Here is a 14,787-nt window from a genome sequence, read left to right as displayed (position 1 = left end):
GACGGGCGCAATCTTTAATGCACAAATCGCACCAGCCCGGAGCGTACTGTTCGGTTCTTGCCCACTCAAGCGTCCAGCAGGATCCTCAGCATGCGGCGCAGCGGCTCCGCCGCGCCCCACAGCAGCTGGTCGCCCACGGTGAACGCGGTCAGATATTCCGGCCCCATGGAGAGCTTGCGCATGCGGCCGATCGGCACGCTCAGCGTGCCGGTCACCGCCGCCGGGGTGAGTTCGCGCATGGTGAGCTCGCGGTCGTTCGGCACCACCTTCACCCACTGGTTGTGCGCGGCGATCAGGCTGTGGATCTCGGTGAGCGGCACATCCCTGGTCAGCTTGGCGGTGAGCGCCTGCGAATGGCAGCGCATCGCACCGACACGCACGCACAGGCCGTCGATGGGAATCGGCTTGTCGTTGCGGCGCATGATCTTGTTGGCCTCGGCCTGTGCTTTCCATTCCTCCTTCGACTGGCCGGATTCCAGCGCGACGTCGATCCACGGGATCAGGTTACCGGCCAGCGGTACCGGCCAGGCGTCGACCGGATAGCGGTCGGAACGGATGAACTCGGCCACTTTGCGGTCGATTTCGAGGATCGCCGAGGCCGGGTCGTCGAGCAGGTCTGCGACTTCGGCATGCACCGCGCCCATCTGCCGGATCAATTCTCGCATGTTGCGCGCGCCGGCTCCGGAGGCCGCCTGGTAGGTCATCGGCGACACCCATTCGACCAGGCCGGCGTCGAACAGCCCGCCCATCGCCATCAGCATCAACGACACCGTGCAGTTGCCGCCGATGTAGGTCTTGACGCCATGGACGATGCCGTCGCGTATGACCTGGCCGTTGACCGGGTCGAGGATGATGATGGCCTCGTCCTTCATCCGCAGCGTCGAGGCGGCATCGATCCAGTAGCCGTTCCAGCCGGCCGCGCGCAGCTTCGGATAGACCTCTTTCGTGTAATCGCCGCCCTGGCAGGTGATGATGGTGTCGCACAGCTTCAGTTCGTCGATGCTGCTGGCATCCTTCAGCGGCGGCACGTCACGGCCGATGTCGGGGCCCTTGCCGCCGACGTTCGACGTGGTGAAGAACACCGGATCGATGTGGTCGAAATCGCGCTCTTCCTTCATGCGCCCCATCAGCACGGAACCCACCATGCCACGCCAGCCGATCAGTCCTACCTTCATCATGTTCATCTCCAAAAAATCTTATCCGCGAAGGACGCGAAGAAGTGCTTTTCTTCGCGAGCCTTCGCGGAAAAATTACAGCGCCTTCACCACCGCGTCACCCATTTCGCTGCACGACACCTTCCGCGCGCCTTCGGTCCAGATATCGCTGGTGCGCAGGCCCTGCGCGATCACTTTCTTTACCGCGTTCTCGATGCGATCGGCGGTCGTCAGGTCGGCGAAGGTGTAGCGGTACATCATCGCCACCGACAGGATGGTCGCCAGCGGATTCGCCAGGTTTTTCCCTGCGATGTCGGGCGCGGAACCGTGGATCGGCTCGTACATGCCCTTGTTGTGCTCGTCGAGCGAGGCCGAAGGCAGCATGCCGATCGAACCCGACAGCATCGACGCCGCGTCGGACAGGATGTCGCCAAAGATGTTGCCGGTGACAATGGTGTCGAACTGCTTGGGCGCACGGATCAGCTGCATCGCCGCATTGTCGACGTACATGTGCGAGAGTGCGACCTTCGGGTAGTCCTTCGACACCTCGATCATCACTTCCTTCCACAGCTCGGAGCATTCCAGCACGTTGGCCTTCTCGACCGAGCACAGCCTTTTGCCGCGCTTCATGGCGATGCCGAAGGCGACATGCGCCACCCGGCGCACCTCGGATTCGGAATACAGCATGGTATTGAAGCCGACACGCTCGCCGTTGCGAATTTCGATCCCGCGCGGCTGGCCGAAATACACGTCGCCCGTCAACTCGCGTACGATCATCAGGTCGAGGCCGGATACCACTTCCGGCTTCAGCGAAGACGCCGATGCCAGCTCGGGATACAGCAGCGCCGGGCGCAGGTTGGCGAACAGGTTGAGTTCCTTGCGGATGCGCAGCAGGCCGCGCTCGGGGCGCAGCGGACGGTCGAGCGCGTCGTACTGCGGGCCGCCAACGGCGCCGAGCAGCACCGCGTCGGCTGCGCGCGCAAGCGCAAGCGTCGCCTCAGGCAGCGGATCGCCCGCCGCATCGTAGCCAGCGCCGCCGATGGGCGCGGTTTCCATTTCGATTTTCGCGCCTTCGGCTCGCAGCGCCTCCAGCACCTTGACGGCCTGGGCGACGATTTCGGGACCAATGCCATCACCGGGGAGAACTGCTAATTTCATTTCGACTCCGTGAGGGGTGAGGCGTGAAGGGTGAGGAGCAGGCTGCGCGCTGTACGCCTTACCCCTGACGCTTCACGCATTAAAACAGCCACGGCGCTTCCTGCTTGCGCCGATCTTCGTACGCCTTGATCTTGTCGGCCTGAAGCAGGGTCAGGCCGATGTCGTCCAGGCCGTTCAACAGCCGATGCCTGCGCCCGCCGTCGACATCAAATTTCAGCACCTCGCCGCCCGGCGTGGTCACGGTCTGCTTGTCCAGATCGACGTTGAGGCGGTAGCCCTCGCTGGCCTCGCATTCGCGAAACAGGCGTTCGACCGCCGCGGCGTCGAGCACGATCGGCAGGATGCCGTTCTTGAAGCAGTTGTTGTAGAAGATGTCGGCGTAGGACGGCGCGATGATGGCGCGGATACCGTAGTCTTCCAACGCCCACGGCGCGTGCTCGCGGCTCGAGCCGCAGCCGAAGTTGTCACGCGCGAGCAGCACGCTGGCCCCCTTGTAGCGCGGGAAGTTCAGCACGAATTCCGGATTCGGCTGGCGCGTGGCAGGGTCCATGCCCGGTTCGCCGTGGTCGAGATAACGCCATTCGTCGAACAGGTTGGGGCCGAAGCCGGCACGCTTGATCGACTTCAGAAACTGCTTGGGAATGATGGCGTCGGTGTCGACGTTGGCGCGGTCGAGCGGCACCACCAGCCCATCGAGTGTGGTGAAAGCCCGCATTACTTGGCGGCCTTCTGGATCGAGTCGCCCGCCTTCTCGATGTCCTGACCCACTCCACGCACGGTGTTGCAGCCTGCCAGCGTCAGTGCAACGGCGATCATCAGGGCAATCATTGGCTTCATGTGTTCTCCTTAAGATTTACGAACATCGACAAAATGCCCGGCACAGGCCGCCGCGGCAGCCATCGCCGGGCTGACTAGATGGGTACGCCCACCCTGCCCCTGCCGCCCCTCGAAATTGCGGTTGCTGGTCGAAGCACAGCGCTCACCCGGCTCCAGCCGGTCGGCGTTCATCGCCAGGCACATCGAGCAGCCCGGCTCGCGCCATTCGAAACCGGCCTCGACAAAAATCCTGTCCAGACCTTCGGCCTCGGCCTGCTGCTTGACCAGGCCGGAACCCGGCACCACCATCGCCAGCCTGACGTTGGGCGCGACCTTGCGGCCCTTCGCCACGGTAGCGGCCTCGCGCAAATCCTCGATGCGCGAGTTGGTGCACGAACCGATGAACACCTTGTCCACCGCAATCCCGGCAATCGGCGTACCGGCCTGTAGATCCATGTATTCCAGCGCACGCGTCCAGTCGTGCCGCTTGACCTCGCTCGGCGCATCGGCCGGGTTCGGCACACGGCCGCCGATGGTCGTCACCATCTCGGGCGAAGTGCCCCAGGTGACCTGCGGCTCGATCTTCGAGGCATCGAACCCGATCACACGGTCGAACACCGCGTCGTCGTCCGAGTGCAGCGTGTTCCACCACGCCACCGCCTTGTCCCATGCGTCTCCCCTGGGCGAATAGGGACGGCCCTTGACGTAGTCGATCGTGGTCTGATCGACCGCCACCATGCCGGCGCGCGCGCCGGCCTCTATCGCCATGTTGCACAGGGTCATGCGGCCTTCCATCGACAGCGCGCGGATCGCCGAGCCACCGAACTCCAGTGCATAGCCGGTACCGCCGGCGGTGCCGATCTCGCCGATGACGGCGAGCGCAATGTCCTTGGCGGTAACGCCGCGGCCCAGTGCACCTTCGACCTTGACCAGCATGGTCTTCGACGGCTTCTGCCACAGACATTGCGTCGCCAGCACGTGCTCGACCTCGGACGTGCCGATGCCGAAGGCGAGCGCACCGAACGCGCCGTGGGTAGACGTATGCGAATCGCCGCACACCACGGTCATGCCGGGCAGGGTCAGGCCCGCCTCGGGACCGATGACGTGAACGATGCCCTGGCGGATGTCGTCCATTTTGAATTCGGTGATGCCGAACTCGGCGCAGTTGGCGTCGAGCGTCTCGACCTGCAGGCGTGAAATCGGATCGGCGATGCCCTGGCTGCGGTCGGTCGTCGGCACATTGTGGTCGGGCACGGCGACGGCTGCATCAGCCCTGCGGGGGGTGCGGTGGGCCAGCTTCAGCCCCTCGAACGCCTGCGGGCTGGTGACTTCATGCACCAGGTGGCGGTCGATATAGAGCAGCGTGGTGCCGTCGGCCTCGACGTGAACGACGTGGGCGTCCCACAGTTTCTGGAATAAAGTGAGTCCTGGCATGTGGAATTAAGGCGAGGCAGCGCGTAAAACGCCGATTATTTCATAGCTTGACCTGTTTCCATCATTATCTGTGGAGCACTGGCACGGATTTTGTCTGTCCCCACACGGCGTACACCGCCCAGGCCAGCGCTGCGCTCCCGGCGGCTAGCGTGAAAGTCCAGGCCGGCCCCAGCGTGTCCCAGGTCAGGCCGCTCGCCAGACCGCCGATGGTGCCGCCGACGCCGAAGGACAGGCTGGTGTAGAGCGCCTGCCCGCGCGCCTGGTGGCGCCCGCGGAAATGCTGGTGGATCAGCGCCACCGCCGCCGCGTGATGGGTGCCGAAGGTGAAGGCATGCAGCGTCTGCGCGCCCCACACCAGCCAGGCCGACTCCACCCCCCAGGCAATCAGCAGGAAACGCAGCACGGCCAGCGCGAAACTGGCCAGAATCAATTGGCGCGGCGTCACCCGCGCGAAGATGCGCGGAACGATCAGGAAAATGCCGATTTCGCACAATACGCCGAACGCCCACAACCAGCCCACGGTGGACTTGTCGTAGCCGTGGTCGACCAGATAGATCGAATAGAAGGTGTAATACGGCCCGTGCGTTACCGCCATCAGCATGCAGGCGACCAGCAGCGACGCCACCTCGGGCCGCTTCACGATCGCCCACCCCGAATGCAGGTCGGTGGGGTGCGGCAGGATCTCGGCCTCCGGAATCACCCGCGCGAACGCAACGATACCCAGCATCACCGCCATCACCGCCCACGGCAACCAGTCGATCGACACAGTGTTGAAGGTGTAACCCAGCCCCACCACCATGACGATGAAGCCGATCGAGCCCCACAGGCGGATGCGGCCATAGGCATCGGTGCGCTCGCCCAGATGCGACAGCGTCATCGCTTCGACCAGCGGCAGCGAAGCGCTCCAGAAGAAGCCCAGCGCCGCCATCACCGCGAACAGCCACCAGAAACTGTCACCGACAAAAACCCCGGCAAACACCAGCACGCTGCCAAGCGCCGCCACCTGCACGATTGCCGTGCGGCGACCGGTGCGGTCGGCAATATGCCCCCATATGTTGGGCGCAAAAATCCGCATCACCTGCAGCAGCGACATCAAGACGCCGATCTGAAAGGCGTTGAACGCCAGCGACTGCAGATACAGCCCCCAGAACGGCGACATCGCCCCGACGAAGGCGAAATAGAAGAAATAGAAACCGGACAGGCGCCAGTAGGGCACTGCATTCATGCGGCCGGATTATCCCCGAGCTTGGCGCCGAATCCGCATGCGCGGATCAATCCATGTGCTATTTCATCGCCGAGCGCAGCTTGACCGTCTCGCTGGCCACCGCAAACACGCCGTTGCCGCGGTGGTGGAGCGTCTGCGGCTGCTTGATGGCGGCATCGACCCACGCCTGCACCACCTCGAGAACAAAGAAGTTGTAGCGGTTCACCAGCCGCGTGTCTGCCACCCGGCATTCGAGATTAGCGTAACATTCTCCGATCAGCGGCGCGGCGACCTCGGCGGCCGGCACCGGCGTGAGACCGAATTTGACGAACTTGTCGACCGTGCACCCGGAACAGTTGCCGACGCCCACCACCTGCTTCACCCATTCCCGCGTCGGGATATTGATCACGCATTCCTTCGTTGCGCGCAGCACGTCGAACGACGCATTGCGGCCGCTGATCACGCAGCCGACGAGCGGCGGCTCGAACTCCATCATGGTGTGCCACGACATCGTCATGATATTGGCGCGGCCCTTGCGGGCGGTCGTCACCAGTACCACCGGACCGGGCTCCAGCAGGCCATAGACACGGGATAGCGGAAAGGATCGTTTTGCCATGGCGTCGCTCCTTCTGTGGATCGGACGCTTTCAGCCTAGTTGTTGTTTCAGGGGTGCGGCTTTCATGGCCGGCGCGGGGCGTCGCGCGAGGGGATGCGGGCGATCCAGGCCGCCAGCAGCATCCCGCCGATGCCCATCGCCAGTTTGGCCGGCCACCCGGGCACGAAAAATACGATGGAGACACCGAAGCTCAACGCAACCAGCAACAGCGCCTTACGCTTGGCGCGATACGGCATGCTGCGATGCTCGCGCCATTCGCTGAGCAGCGGGCCGAAATGCGGCTGATGCAGCAGCCAGTGGTAGATGCGGCGCGACGAGCGTGCGTAGCAGGCGGCGGCCAGCAACAGAAAAGGCGTGGTTGGCAGCACCGGCAGGAAAATACCGAGCACCCCCAGCAACACGAACAGGGTGCCGAGGCCGGCAAACAGTAGGCGCACCGGGAAAGAGTGACGGTGATGCATCGTCCTCACATCGTCTGCTGCCGGTTCCCGATCCAAGCGTTTCTCCTCCATTGCACCGAACCCATCGCCGCGCCCTCGTGTGTCCATCGGGATTTAAATCACGACCATAGGGTGACCCGCTGCGTCAGAATGCGTTCATTTACCGCCGGAGATCTCCCTGTCGAGCCCTTGTCCGGAAGGAAACTTACCACCCTGCGCTGCCTTGAATTCGGGCAAGGCCTGTCCTATCTTTAAGATGTCTACGGAAGCCTTTTAGGAGACGGTCATGGGAAACGATTCAACCGATATCAATAAACTGCTTCAGAAGTCGGCGCCCAACCCCGACTTTCCTTGTGCCCCGTTTGAGTGGACGCGGGATGAGGCGAAGCGAATCGCCAGCGAGGAAGGACTTGAGCTCACGGACGTGCACTGGGAAGTCATTCGCGCGATGCAACACTTCTATGCCCATCATGAAAACAGCCCGACCATCACCCTGCCCGAATTGAACGATGCCCTGGAAGAGCACTTCCACTCGAAAGGCGGCGTCAAGTACCTGTACACCCTGTTTCCGGGCGGGCCTATCGCCCAGAGTTCCCGTCTGGCGGGGCTGAAGGCGCCGTCCGGGGCCACCGTCCCCGGTTTCGGCAGCGTAGCCTGACGCTTTTGCGCCACAGCACGTTTCCGATGGCCCGATCCGCAAGAAAGCGGGCCATCAAAGTGGATCGAAGTCTTTTCACCATCCTTCGAAAGGTAGAAGCAGCCCCCCCTGCGCGTGGTTTGTTGACGACATGAGGCGATTGACCGATGATCTTTTAATCGGGCTTGCCTGTCCGAAATAAGCACTCAATACAACAGAGAGGCCGCCATGCCGCAAACCAAGTTCCTGCTCGACGAATCGGAGATCCCCACCCACTGGTACAACGTCGTTGCCGACATGCCCAATCCGCCGGCACCGCCGCTGGGGCCGGACGGCAAGCCGATCGACCCCGATGCGCTGACGGCGATCTTCCCGATGAGCCTGATCGAGCAGGAAATGTCGGCTGCAAGATGGATCCCGATCCCGGAAAAGGTGCGCGAAATCTACCAGCTGTGGCGGCCTTCGCCGCTGATCCGCGCCCACCGCCTGGAAGCGGCTCTCGGCACGCCGGCCAAAATCTACTACAAGTACGAAGGCGTCTCCCCGGCCGGCTCGCACAAGGTCAACACCTCGGTTGCCCAAGCCTATTACAACGCCGAAGCCGGCATCAAGCGCATCGCCACCGAAACCGGCGCCGGGCAGTGGGGCTGCTCGATGGCGCTGGCCGGGCAGATGTTCGGACTGGAAGTGCGGGTCTACATGGTCAAGGTCAGCTACGGCCAGAAACCCTACCGCCGTTCGATGATGCATACCTGGGGCGCCGAAGTGTTCGCCAGCCCGAGCATGGAAACCAACACCGGCCGCGCCGCGCTGGCGGCCGACCCCGACAACCCGGGCTCGCTCGGGCTGGCGATTTCCGAAGCAGTGGAAGAAGCAGCATCGCGCCCCGACACCAATTACACACTGGGCTCGGTGCTGAACCACGTACTGCTGCACCAGACCGTGATCGGGCTGGAAGCCAAGAAGCAGTTCGAGAAGGCGGGCGACTACCCGGACATGATCTTCGCCCCCTGCGGCGGTGGCTCCAACTTCGGTGGCGCGGCCTTCCCCTTCTTTGCCGACAAGGCCGCCGGCAAGAACGTGCGGCTGGTCGCGGTGGAGCCAGACTCCTGCCCGACCCTGACACGCGGCCATTACGCCTACGATTTTGGCGACACCGCCAAACTCACGCCGATGATGCTGATGTACACCCTGGGCCATGATTTCATGCCGCCCGGCATCCACGCTGGCGGCCTGCGCTACCACGGCGCCTCGGCGCTGGTGTCGCAGCTTTACCATGAGAAGCTGATCGAAGCGATCACCGTACCCCAGCTTGCCACCTTCGAAGCCGGCGTCACCTTCGCCCGCACCGAAGGCATCATCCCCGCCCCCGAATCCAATCACGCCATCGCCGCCTGCATCGACGAGGCCCTGCGCTGCAAGGAAAGCGGTGAGGCAAAGACGCTGTTCTTCAATCTTTCGGGGCACGGCCACTTCGACATGGCGGCCTACGACAGCTATTTCAGCGGCAAACTGGAAGACTTCGCCTACCCGGAAGAAGCGATCAAGGCCGCGCTCGAGCGCTTGCCCAAGGTGGGGTGATTTTCCTTCCGTGCCAAGATGCATGCCCCCGGATTGTCGGCCGGCGCTTGATCAAAGACGCAATTGCCAACATACTTTTGAAAATTGATTCATTTTCCCGATCTTTGTCCAATTCACTCTGGATGCCAAGAGAAACCTAATTTTGAGCGCTGGAGAAACGCCGATTACTTCGACATGGCCGTCATTGCGAGCGCAGCGAAGCAATCCAGCGTATCGATCGGAATGACAAATTATATGTTTCGATATTCCTAATTCACGACACCATGTATTGAAACCTCCTTTGGCTCCCCTGAACCCATTCCCCCAGATCGAGCAAGTCGAGCTGCAAGCGCTGCAACTCGACGACGCGCGCGCCCTGCTGAAGCATGACGCAAAAAACAGCCAGCAGGGCGCCGGGGAATCAGCCACCGACTATTTGCAGCGCATCATCAACGACCTGTGCGATATCTCGCTCAAGGATCCGTTAACGGGGCTGGGCAACCGCCGGCATTTCCGCTCGATACTCGAGCGTTCGATCGAGGCCGTCGCACGTTCCGGCGAATCGGTGCTGCTACTATTTCTGGACGTCGACCATTTCAAAACCATCAACGATTCCCATGGCCACCTGGTCGGTGATCAGGTGCTGCAGGCCATTGCCAAATGTCTGGCGGACTGCGTGCGCCCCATGGATACCGTCGCCCGCTACGGCGGCGAGGAATTCGCCGTAATCCTGCCCCACTGCCGGCCGCTTTTCGGGCGTGCGGTGGCCGAGCGGATTTGCCGAACCGTTGCCTCGCTCTCGATACCCGTGTCACCGCTGCTCAGCATCCAGGCCACGATCAGCATCGGTGGCGCCTACGCCCCGGAATGGGTGCGCTCCACCGCCGATTTGTGGATCGAGCGCGCCGACCAGCAGCTTTACAGCGCCAAAACCGGCGGCCGCAACCAGGTTTGCCTGGACCAGCCACGAGAGATTGCGGTCAGTGCGGAAGAGAAAGGACTGTTGTTTGGGCACCTCATCATGGATGAGATGCCCACGATTGAAAATACGTCAGGCAACGCCCCCCACGATGCCATGGGCAACGCCACAAACCGGGCAAACGAATGAGCAATGTGCTGCCCCCCACTGCCGAAAACAAGAACGCGGCCAAGGTCCCTCTGAAACCGCTGGGCAAGGTCATCGCGGTCACCAGCGGCAAGGGCGGTGTGGGCAAGACCTTCGTTTCAGCCAATCTTGCCGCCGCCCTGGCCAAACGCGGGTACAAGGTGCTGGTACTCGACGCCGACCTTGGCCTCGCCAACCTCGACGTGGTGCTCAACCTGTATCCCAAGATCACGCTGCACGACGTGTTCACCGGAAAAGCCAGGCTGGAAGAGGCCATTCTTCAGGCGCCGGGGGGCTTTTCCGTACTGCTGGCCGGTTCCGGCATGGTCGAGTATTCGCGCCTGACGCCCGAAGTACGCGATGAATTCCTGCGCATCATCGGCGGCCTGGTGCCGAATTACGACGTCGTGCTGCTGGATACCGGTGCCGGGATTTCCGACATCGTCCTGTTCGCCGTCTCGCTGGCATCCGAAGTGCTGATGGTCGCCACGCCCGAGCCGACCTCGCTCACCGATGCCTACGCCACGATTAAAGTTCTGGTGGGACAGCAGCAGCGGCAAACCGTGCGGGTAGTCATTAACCAGGCCACCCGTCCGGGCAGCGGCCAGGCCATCACGAACCAGCTGCAACAGGTGCTCGACCGTTTCGTCGTCACCGAACCCGACCGCCCGATCCGTCTGATCCACATGGGCGACATTCCCGTCGACCCCGAAGTGCGCCAGGCCATCATGCGCCGCCAGTTGCTGATGCAGGCCACGCCGGGCTGCCCCGCCGGCGTCGCCATTTCGCAACTCGCCCGCAAGCTGGAAGAGAGCGTCATCCCCAAGCCGGCATAGCCCGGGGAAAGCCTTCCCCGTCTAAACGATGGCGGGGGCCGGCTTGACCAGCGCCGCCACCTTGTCCGGTTCCATCCGCAGCAACGCGGCGATCTCGCGGTAATCGTCCGACAAGGCATCGTTATCCCAGCCCTGGGCGGAATGCCGCGCCAGATTGGCCGCCAGCTTCACATTGCGCACCCGCGCCGTGTTCGTCTGCGCCGGGTCCATCAGGTTCAGCAGCAATTCTGGCAATTTCCATTCGATCGTCAATTGGCGCTGCAACTCCAGGCCGGTGAAGCCCAGCACCTGCTTCTGCACCTCCGCGCTACGCAGCGTGGGGTCGGCCGCCTGCAGCTTCTGGATTTCGAGCATCTGCCCGGGATTGAAGCACCACATCAGCATTTCGGCGACATGGTAGAGCAGCGCGGACACGTGCACCTCTTCCGCGTGCAGATCGTGCAGGCGCAATGCCCAGTCGAATGCGTAATGCGCCGAACGCTGCGCACGCCGGACCGTATGCAGCAGCTGCACCAGCGCCTCGATGTGGCCATGCAGTATGTCTTCCGCGATCGGCATCGCCGGCACCTCGCGGAAGAAGGCATCCAGCCCCATCATGAGCAGCGCCTCCTTCACGTCCACCAGTTCATACTTCTGGTTGCGATGCTTGTGCGTTTGCATGTAGCGCAGCAGCTTGACCGTCATCAGCGGATCGTCGGTCACGACATTGGCAATGCCGCGCGCATTGAGAAGTACCTCATCGGCGCACAGACGTTCGAGTTCGCGCGCGGTGTACTTTAAAACAGGAATATCGGCCTGCCCCAAAAAGGCGAGCCAGGCTGCCAGACTTTTCGGTTGCTGCGGCATCATCTCTCCAAGACAGTCCGGCGTGCCGCATTGATCGCGAATGCGCACCCGAACGGAATACCCGATGAATCGGTATCTCCCGTCTTAACTTGAGCCCGCGCCGGCTAATGGGACGGGCAGGCACTCACCGCTCAAATACCACGTTTTCAGAGCTGGCGCCCAGATCCGTCAACGCGCCGTTGACCGCATCCATGAAGGGGGGCGGGCCGCAGACGTAAAATCGCTGCTTGAAGTCGTCGATCGTTTCTTCCAGGAATGCGCGGTCGACCCGCCGGTGCGCATACCCAGGGGCATCGGCGCCGGTGCAGGTCAGGATGCAGCGCTCGCCCAGCAGGTGGCGCAGCTCCTTTTCGCAGATCACGTCACGCGGGGTCTTGTTGGAAAAGATCAACGTCTGCCCGCCCAGTTCTCCCCTGTGCGCCAGCCCCCGCAGAATGGCCAGAAATGGCGTAATGCCGGCGCCGCCGGCAATGAAGACGCCGGGCCCCTGGTAGCGGATGGTGCCGAAAGGCTCGGACATCAGCAGTTCCGCACCCGGCTTCAATTGGTGGAGCGCCTGGGTCACGCCGGCGTGGACCGGATAGGCCTTGATGGTGAATTCGAGCACCCGGTCGGCAGCCAGGCCGGTGGGCGTGAAGGGTCGTCCCTGTTCGCGCAGGCCAGGCAGATTGATCGCCAGCTCGACGCCCTGGCCGGGATCGACGGAAAGCCCCTCCGGCTTGCTGACGATGAAGCGCTTCACGTCGTGGGTGACGAACTGATTCATTAGCAGCGTGACGGTGTGATCCATGTCCATACTCCTGATGCTTGTCGGTTCCTTCATCATAGCCACGCAGCGGAATATCGCTGAGGCCAACCCGATCGGCCTGCACTATATTGAAGGTCATGCTTCCATCCAAGGAGAGAACCCATGTCTTACATTATTTCGACACGGCACCCTTCCGGCCCTGCCCTGCTATTCACGGCCCTGATCGCCCTGTTTCTGGCTGCGCCTTCGGTGCACGCGGCCAGCGCGGCGGAAATTGGCCGGGAGGTCGACCGGGCCCTGGCCGACTTCCGGAAAATCGACGGCGCCGATGCCTTTCTCCGGATCGCAAAAGGCGTGCTGGTGTTTCCCAAGGTCTACAAGGCCGGCATCGGCGTGGGCGGCGAATACGGCGAAGGCGCGCTGCGGGTGGGCGGGAAAACCGTCGACTACTACAGCACCGCCGCCGCGTCCGTTGGTTTACAGCTGGGCGCGCAGGCCAAGAGCATCGTGGTGATCTTTACGGAGGAATCCGCCCTCAAGAAATTCCGCGAAAGCGAAGGCTGGAAAGTGGGGGTGGATGGCTCGGTCGCCTTGGTGGACATCGGCGTCGGCAAGGCGGTCGACACCACCAACATCAAGGATCCGGTGATCGGCTTCATCTTCGGCCAGAAGGGCCTGATGTACAACCTCACCCTGGAAGGCTCGAAGTTCACCAGGCTGGACAAGAAATAACCGCAAACCCACGATGCGTGCGGCGACCAACCCCGGATAATCGGGCCGATATCGTGGATCTGCCGCCAGCGGCAAACCAGCGCGGGCAGTCGCGAGGGGAAGAAATCGCGAACAGCCTCAGCCACGGATTGGGGCTGGTCGCAGCGCTCGTTGCCAGCCCTTTCCTGATCGTGCGTGCGGTCCGGCATGGCGATGCGGCGTTCATTGTCGGCGCGAGCATCTTCACCGCGACCATGGTGCTGCTCTACCTCGGCTCCACCCTGTATCACGCCCTGCCGGCCGGCCGCGCCAAGCGCGTGTTTCGGGTCGTCGAGCACGCCGCAATCTTCCTTCTCATCGCGGGGACATACACGCCGTTCACCCTCGGTGTACTACGTGGCGCATGGGGCTGGACGCTGCTCGGACTTGTCTGGGGGCTGGCCGCGGTCGGGGTGGCGCTGAAGGCATTGAGCCGGATGTCCCACCCCATGCTCTCCACCGGTCTCTATCTGCTTATGGGCTGGCTCATCGTGATTGCAGCCGAACCTCTATCCACCCGCATGCCCGTAGCCGGCCTGCTATGGCTGGTCGCCGGCGGCCTGGCCTACACGCTGGGGGTGATTTTCTTCGCGCTCGACGCGCGCCTGCGATACGGCCACTTCATCTGGCATCTGTTCGTCATGGCAGGGACTGCCTGCCATTACTTCGCCGTGTACGGGTATGCAGCCTGAAAAGGCTGCCGCTCGACTCATGATCCGGCGGTGAGGCGCTGCCGGTCTTTGGACAATTCAGCCCGGCTCGCATCGAACAGCCGCGGCTTGGTTCTGGCCTTGTGCATGGCCAACCACCCCGCCCCGGCGCCGGCCACCAGGAAAACACCGGTCAACCCGCCCAGCGCCATGATCCGGTGCGACTCCCAGAAGGCAACCGCAATCAGAATTGCCAGCAACACGATGCCGACGCCGAGACAGAACAGCGCAACCAGCGCCATCACCAGGAGCAGGACCAGATGCTCACGCTCTTCCGCAATATCCGTGGACAGAAGCTCGAGACGGGTATGGACAATGCCGACCAGGCACGATGACAGCGTTTTCAGGGATTCGAACAACCCTCCGGTCGCAGCATGAGATTCCTCAGCCATTGCCTGGTTAGCGCCGCCCGATCAACAGGCCGATCACCAAGCCGACACCGACGGCGGCGCCCATGGATTGCCACGGATTAGTGTGGACGTACTCGTCCGTCGCCCTGGCTGCGGCCCGTGTCCTGACCAGCAGCGCGGCCTGGGCATCGGCCATTTTCGCTTTTGCCGCCGCGAGCGAGGCGTCCGTCTTGGCGCGTGCAGCGGCCACCGCCTCGCCGCCCTGGCCGGCCGTGGCCTTCAGCAGGGCTTCCGCATCGGCGACTACCGCCTTGAAATCGTCGATCAACTGTTCTTTCGTGGCATCGGATGGATCTGCTTCGGCAGAATAATGGGCATTCATGGATATTTCCCTCTCTTGGTAATGATGCAAGGTTTCCGACA

The 14,787-nt window shown here is 62.8% G+C and carries 18 protein-coding genes; 6 read left to right on the top strand and 12 right to left on the bottom strand.

Annotated elements, in window-relative coordinates:
* Positions 1–65: 65 nt before the first annotated feature.
* The 8 genes from asd to ACZ41T_RS13040 form a co-directional block, all read right to left on the bottom strand.
* Complete coding sequence (asd, locus tag ACZ41T_RS13075; RefSeq protein ID WP_464921819.1) at positions 66–1,178, bottom strand: aspartate-semialdehyde dehydrogenase; 1,113 nt, start codon at positions 1,176–1,178, stop codon at positions 66–68.
* A gap of 72 nt (positions 1,179–1,250) precedes the next feature.
* Positions 1,251–2,312 (bottom strand): 3-isopropylmalate dehydrogenase, encoded by a 1,062-nt coding sequence (gene leuB, locus ACZ41T_RS13070; protein ID WP_464921818.1) that lies wholly within the window; start codon positions 2,310–2,312, stop codon positions 1,251–1,253.
* A 79-nt stretch (positions 2,313–2,391) separates the two neighbouring features.
* Positions 2,392–3,027, bottom strand: a complete 636-nt coding sequence (gene leuD / locus ACZ41T_RS13065) for a 3-isopropylmalate dehydratase small subunit (RefSeq protein WP_464921817.1) — start codon at positions 3,025–3,027, stop codon at positions 2,392–2,394.
* On the bottom strand, positions 3,027–3,149 hold the full coding sequence (locus tag ACZ41T_RS13060; protein ID WP_464921816.1) for an entericidin A/B family lipoprotein: 123 nt from the start codon (positions 3,147–3,149) through the stop codon (positions 3,027–3,029). The genes leuD and ACZ41T_RS13060 overlap by 1 nt, the downstream gene beginning before the upstream one ends.
* A gap of 9 nt (positions 3,150–3,158) precedes the next feature.
* Positions 3,159–4,562 (bottom strand): 3-isopropylmalate dehydratase large subunit, encoded by a 1,404-nt coding sequence (gene leuC, locus ACZ41T_RS13055; RefSeq protein WP_464921815.1) that lies wholly within the window; start codon positions 4,560–4,562, stop codon positions 3,159–3,161.
* 64 nt (positions 4,563–4,626) lie between these two features.
* Positions 4,627–5,787 (bottom strand): MFS transporter, encoded by a 1,161-nt coding sequence (locus ACZ41T_RS13050; protein ID WP_464921814.1) that lies wholly within the window; start codon positions 5,785–5,787, stop codon positions 4,627–4,629.
* A 58-nt stretch (positions 5,788–5,845) separates the two neighbouring features.
* On the bottom strand, positions 5,846–6,382 hold the full coding sequence (locus ACZ41T_RS13045; protein ID WP_464921813.1) for a flavin reductase family protein: 537 nt from the start codon (positions 6,380–6,382) through the stop codon (positions 5,846–5,848).
* Between the two features lie 62 nt (positions 6,383–6,444).
* The gene (locus ACZ41T_RS13040; protein ID WP_464921812.1) at positions 6,445–6,879 is read right to left on the bottom strand and encodes a YbaN family protein; all 435 of its coding nucleotides are present in this window, start codon (positions 6,877–6,879) and stop codon (positions 6,445–6,447) included.
* Between the two features lie 229 nt (positions 6,880–7,108).
* Between ACZ41T_RS13040 and ACZ41T_RS13035 the strand changes: the two genes are divergently transcribed.
* The 4 genes from ACZ41T_RS13035 (at position 7,109) to ACZ41T_RS13020 (ending at position 10,960) form a co-directional block, all read left to right on the top strand.
* Entirely contained in the window at positions 7,109–7,480 is a 372-nt protein-coding gene (locus ACZ41T_RS13035; RefSeq protein WP_464921811.1) for a TusE/DsrC/DsvC family sulfur relay protein, read from the top strand.
* Positions 7,481–7,687: 207 nt separating this feature from the next.
* Positions 7,688–9,040, top strand: coding sequence for a TrpB-like pyridoxal phosphate-dependent enzyme (locus ACZ41T_RS13030; RefSeq protein ID WP_464921810.1), 1,353 nt, complete (start codon positions 7,688–7,690; stop codon positions 9,038–9,040).
* 280 nt (positions 9,041–9,320) lie between these two features.
* Positions 9,321–10,127, top strand: coding sequence for a GGDEF domain-containing protein (locus ACZ41T_RS13025; RefSeq protein WP_464921809.1), 807 nt, complete (start codon positions 9,321–9,323; stop codon positions 10,125–10,127).
* The gene (locus ACZ41T_RS13020; protein ID WP_464921808.1) at positions 10,124–10,960 is read left to right on the top strand and encodes a MinD/ParA family protein; all 837 of its coding nucleotides are present in this window, start codon (positions 10,124–10,126) and stop codon (positions 10,958–10,960) included. The genes ACZ41T_RS13025 and ACZ41T_RS13020 overlap by 4 nt, the downstream gene beginning before the upstream one ends.
* A gap of 21 nt (positions 10,961–10,981) precedes the next feature.
* Here the strand turns inward: ACZ41T_RS13020 and ACZ41T_RS13015 are convergent, their stop codons facing one another.
* Both ACZ41T_RS13015 and ACZ41T_RS13010 read right to left on the bottom strand, forming a co-directional pair.
* On the bottom strand, positions 10,982–11,809 hold the full coding sequence (locus tag ACZ41T_RS13015) for an HDOD domain-containing protein (protein WP_464921807.1): 828 nt from the start codon (positions 11,807–11,809) through the stop codon (positions 10,982–10,984).
* 121 nt (positions 11,810–11,930) lie between these two features.
* Positions 11,931–12,596: an FAD-binding oxidoreductase gene (locus ACZ41T_RS13010; protein ID WP_464921806.1), complete on the bottom strand. Its 666-nt coding sequence runs from the start codon at positions 12,594–12,596 to the stop codon at positions 11,931–11,933.
* A 120-nt stretch (positions 12,597–12,716) separates the two neighbouring features.
* Here ACZ41T_RS13010 and ACZ41T_RS13005 point away from each other — a divergent pair, with 120 nt between their 5' ends.
* On the top strand, positions 12,717–13,286 hold the full coding sequence (locus ACZ41T_RS13005) for a lipid-binding SYLF domain-containing protein (RefSeq protein ID WP_464921805.1): 570 nt from the start codon (positions 12,717–12,719) through the stop codon (positions 13,284–13,286).
* Positions 13,287–13,339: 53 nt separating this feature from the next.
* A complete protein-coding gene (gene trhA / locus ACZ41T_RS13000; RefSeq protein ID WP_464921804.1) occupies positions 13,340–13,996 on the top strand; it encodes a PAQR family membrane homeostasis protein TrhA in 657 nt (218 codons plus the stop codon).
* A gap of 17 nt (positions 13,997–14,013) precedes the next feature.
* Here trhA and ACZ41T_RS12995 read toward each other — a convergent pair whose 3' ends face one another.
* Together ACZ41T_RS12995 and ACZ41T_RS12990 are read right to left on the bottom strand one after the other, a co-directional pair.
* On the bottom strand, positions 14,014–14,406 hold the full coding sequence (locus ACZ41T_RS12995) for a phage holin family protein (protein ID WP_464921803.1): 393 nt from the start codon (positions 14,404–14,406) through the stop codon (positions 14,014–14,016).
* A gap of 7 nt (positions 14,407–14,413) precedes the next feature.
* Positions 14,414–14,746, bottom strand: a complete 333-nt coding sequence (locus ACZ41T_RS12990; RefSeq protein ID WP_464921802.1) for an ElaB/YgaM/YqjD family protein — start codon at positions 14,744–14,746, stop codon at positions 14,414–14,416.
* Between the last annotated feature and the right edge of the window lie 41 nt (positions 14,747–14,787).

The sequence above is a fragment of the Thiobacillus thiophilus genome, assembly GCF_055378705.1.
Note: the sequence above shows the minus strand (reverse complement) of the source record. Positions and strands in the feature narration are given on the sequence as shown.